At 61.5% G+C, this 4,365-nt stretch carries 2 protein-coding genes; one reads left to right on the top strand and one right to left on the bottom strand.

The features are described 5' to 3' along the window. Positions 1-62: 62 nt before the first annotated feature. Entirely contained in the window at positions 63-1,163 is a 1,101-nt protein-coding gene (locus AC1RJY_RS15860) for an S-layer homology domain-containing protein (protein ID WP_498602798.1), read from the top strand. A gap of 128 nt (positions 1,164-1,291) precedes the next feature. Here the strand turns inward: AC1RJY_RS15860 and AC1RJY_RS15855 are convergent, their stop codons facing one another. After that, positions 1,292-4,048, bottom strand: coding sequence for an RCC1 domain-containing protein (locus AC1RJY_RS15855; RefSeq protein ID WP_498602797.1), 2,757 nt, complete (start codon positions 4,046-4,048; stop codon positions 1,292-1,294). Between the last annotated feature and the right edge of the window lie 317 nt (positions 4,049-4,365).

Here is a 4,365-nt window from a genome sequence, read left to right as displayed (position 1 = left end):
CGGCTGGGAAGTACCCGGGTTCCGGGACGGTGACGGTCACCGCCAAGGCACTGACGGATTACGTGCTCGCCGAGGGCGCGACGTCTGAGTGGTCGCAGGTGTTCAAGGCGACCCCGTTCGTCGTAACCCCGGCTCCCGTGACGTTCGCGGATGTTGATGGGACGAAGGACGACACGTATACGATTCCTGCGACAGAAGGTGTTGAGTACCTGGTCGGCGGGAACGTTGTCGCGGCTGGGAAGTACCCGGGCTCCGGGACGGTAACGGTCACCGCCAAGGCAATAACGGACTACGTTCTTGCCGAGGACGCGACGTCTGAGTGGTCGCAGGTGTTCAAAGCGACCCCGTTCGTGGTGACCCCGGCTCCGGTGACGTTCGCGGATGTTGATGGGACGAAGGACGACACGTACACGATTCCTGCGACAGAAGGTGTTGAGTACCTGGTCGGCGGGAACGTTGTCGCTGCAGGGACGTACCCGGGCTCCGGCACAGTAACGATCACCGCAAGGGCTATGACGGATTACGTCCTCGCTGAAGGTACCGTGACTGAATGGTCGCAGCTCTTCAAGACCACCCCGGCTCCGGTAGTGTTCGCGGATCTTCCCGTCGGTGCTCAGTTCTTTGATGAGATTTCGTGGTTGGCTGCTCAGGGAATTTCCACCGGCTGGACGGAGGCCGATGGTTCCAAGTCGTTCCGTCCTGTTCAGGCAGTGAACAGGGATGCGATGGCAGCGTTCATGTACCGGCTTGCCGGTTCACCCGCATTCAACGCTCCGGCAGTGTCTCCGTTCGCGGACATCACGCCCAGCACACAGTTCTACAAAGAGATCACGTGGTTGGCGTCCCAAGGGATTTCGACGGGCTGGATCGAAGCGAACGGTTCCAAAACATTCCGGCCGGTACAACCTGTGAATCGCGACGCTATGGCCGCGTTCATGTACCGCTTTGCCGGGAAACCGGCGTTCGTGGATTCCCAGGTCTTCGTTGACGTGCCGCCGGGCGCACAGTTCCACGCCGAAATCAGTTGGTTGTCCGGTGCCGGCATCTCCACTGGCTGGACCGCTGCGGACGGCTCCAAAACGTTCCAGCCACTCGTCCCAGTGAACCGCGATGCCATGGCAGCGTTCATGTACCGGTACCACCAGAAGTACATGAACAACTAAGCGGCGGTAGCCGCCTCTTCGCATGAAAAGAGCGACGCCGGAGGTCAGGTTGGGATTTCAACCTGGCCTCCGGCGTCGTCATCTGATGGTCTGGACCGGTGCGAGAGAGTTCTAAGCCATCAGCAGATTTACAGCGGTGAGCCTTGCACCCCGAACGCAACTGGTCTGGCCCGGTTTTCGTATGTCCCGTCACCTAACTGTCCAAATTCGTTCCAACCCCACGCCAAAGCATCACCGTTTCCCAGTACGACGTAGGCACAAGCGGATCCGGCGGAAACGGCAACTGCACCGGTGACACCTACCACGGGAGTGGGGAGGTGCCGCTCCGCGGTATCCCCACTTCCAACGGCACCCAGTTTGTTATAACCCCAACCGCGGACTGTCCCGTCTTTCATGAGGGCGTAGCCGTTTCCGTCGCCACCCTCAAGAGCTGCGACGCCGGACAGGCCGGCAATTGTCACGGGCAGTGAACGCCAGGTTGTGGTGCCATCGCCGAGCTGCCCCCAGCTGTTGCTTCCCCAAGCCCGCGCCGTGCCATCCGTTTGCAGTGCATAAGCAGTGCCGTTTCCAGCCGAGATGGATTTGACGCTGGCGAGGTTGCTGACCTTCACAGGAGTCAGTCGCTCAGTCGTCGTGCCATCGCCAAGCTGTCCTGAGCCGTTGTCACCCCATGCCCATACCGTTCCATCACTCTTAAGTGCATAGTTCGAACTTGACCCTGCAGCGATGGCCTTAATGCTTGAAAGCCCCGATAGTGGTTGCGGCACGGGACGAATCTCTGCATGCATGGCGTCCGCCCCCATTGTGTACAGGCCCCATGCCCACACCGACCCGTCCTTCTTGAGCGCAATGGCCCCGTAATAGGTCGCCGCTACATCGATCACGTCGCTAATTCCTTGGATGCGGGCAGGTGTTGAGCGTGAATCGGTTGTTCCGTCACCGAGCTGATTTGTGGAATTGTCACCCCATGCCCAAACAGTGCCATCCGACTTGATGGCGTAGGCAGTCTGATAACCGGCGGCCACGGATTTGACCCCGCTGAGGCCAGGTACGGGTCCCGGCAGACTCCGCCAAGGCATGCTGCCTGCCCCCAGTTGGCCGGAGTCGTTCCTGCCCCACGAACGGACAGTTCCATCGACCTGAACCTCATAACCGACTCCCATGTACCCTCCCGTCAGGTATCGCTGACTATTCCCCTCAGTCGGCTCGGGCTCCGGTGTGGGAGTCGGGGTCGGGGTGGGGTTTGTTGGTGGGGGCTGGATGACAGTGGTGCCTTGGCAGGGGTTTGCAGTGAACAGGGGCCATGACTTGGTTACTGTGGCTTCCCACTCGCCGAGGTTGAAGCCCATAATCTCGATGCCTGCCGTCACGCCGAGCCGGCCTTCGACGCCGAGTTCCAAGGGGCAGGTCCAGGAGAGCTGTTCCCCGCTGGCAGCGGTAACGGTGATGGTGGTGGTCGCGTACGGCCCCATTCCGAAAGTGATCCCAGCGACGCCGTAGAGCTTGATGGTGGCGTCGAAGTCCAGGGATGCTCTTGCGGTCAGTGAGGCGGAGGCTTTGTACTCGTTCTGGATTCCTGCGGTGGTGGGTTTGTCGTTGACCAGGCTGAATGCGCCGTTGTTGTATTTGAATCCGTGGTTGCTGGTGACGGTCTGGGATGAGGAGAACACCACGTTGGCGTTCCCGTCCAGGGAGAAGTTTGCATTCATCTCGGCCTCGGCGGTCACCACCACCGGAACCGGACCGGCCATGAACGTGAACGCCGCATTCAGCTCACCAAGCTTCGACGTCACCTGGCCCTTCAAAGACCCCTCGGCCGTGACGGAATGCTCGGCCTTCACCGACGGCGTCACCACTACCGAGGCTTCCTTCAACTGCAGGAAGCCGACGTCGAGCGTCATCTTCGCCGTGGCCTTCGCCGTCACCGACGACTTCAAGGTCACCGAGCCATTACCGGTCAAGGGTGCGTCCGGTTTGCCGAACTCGCCCTTGACGGTCTTCTTGAACGTCATGGACTTGTTGAATACGTCCTTCGAAGTTTCGGCGAACGGCCGCGCCATGTCCGGTTTTGTTGCGGTCGGGGCCGCATCTGGTTCAACGACGACGTCGGGCGCGGGGATGAACTCGGAGCTCACCGGGGTGCCGGTGACTTCGAGCAAACCTCCGGTGGAGACCACGGCCTCGGGCACGGTGGCCGGTTTGGTCTTCACCAAGGTGGTCCCGCCCGGGTCCCGGACAACCTGGACCACCCGGGCGAGCAACCCGTCCGGGGTGCCTGTAGTGATACCGGAGACGAGGACGTCGTTGGGTTTGATGTCCGTTGCCTGATCCGAGGGCAGGACCACCGTGTTGCTGGTGACTTGTGCGGTTTGGAGTTGGGCCGGTTCCAGGATTTCAACGTCCGGGGCTACCGTGACGGTCCCTGCGGCCGGGTTCTCAGGGTCGGCGGGTTCTTTCTGTCCTGCGTACCGGTACAGGAACGCGGCCATCGCATCCCGGGCGATCCCGTTCAACGGCCGGTATTCCCGCACCCCGTTACCCACATCCCAGCCCGTGGAAATACCGGACGCGGCCAGCCAGGTGATCTCGGTATAGAACCCGCCACCGGCGGGCACATCACCGAAAGGAGAAACAGAAGGGGCGGTGAAGGCTGGTTTGTCCGCGTACCGGTACAAGAACGCGGCCATCGCATCACGGGCGATCGGGGACAACGGACGATACTCACGCTTCCCGCCACCAACATCCCAGCCGGTGGAAATGCCCTTGGAGGCCAGCCAGGTGATCTCCTTATAGAACGCTGCCCCAACCGGAACATCAGTAAACGGAGACGCCGAAGGGGCTGTGAACGCAGGGGACCCGGCGTGCCGGTACAGGAACGCGGCCATCGCGTCCCGGGCAATGGACTCCAACGGACGGTACTGCCGCACCCCTGACCCGGCATCCCAACCCGTGGAAATACCCGACGCGGCCAACCACGAAATCTCCGTCGCGAACTGCGACTCGGCCGGCACATCCGAGAACGACACCACGTTCTCCACCACCGGATCCGCAGCCACCGCCGCAGGCAACACCAACAACCCCGGCGCCACCACCACCAACACCACAGCAAGCAACCACGCCACACCACGACGAAACACCGCAACCCCCACACACCGGCGACACCCAGACAACACTCAGAAAACCAACTAGACGACATCCCTCA

This window comes from Arthrobacter sp. GW822-FHT05G07, assembly GCF_058799755.1.
The sequence above is the reverse complement of the archived record's forward strand: the minus strand, read 5'-3'. Positions and strand labels throughout refer to the sequence as shown.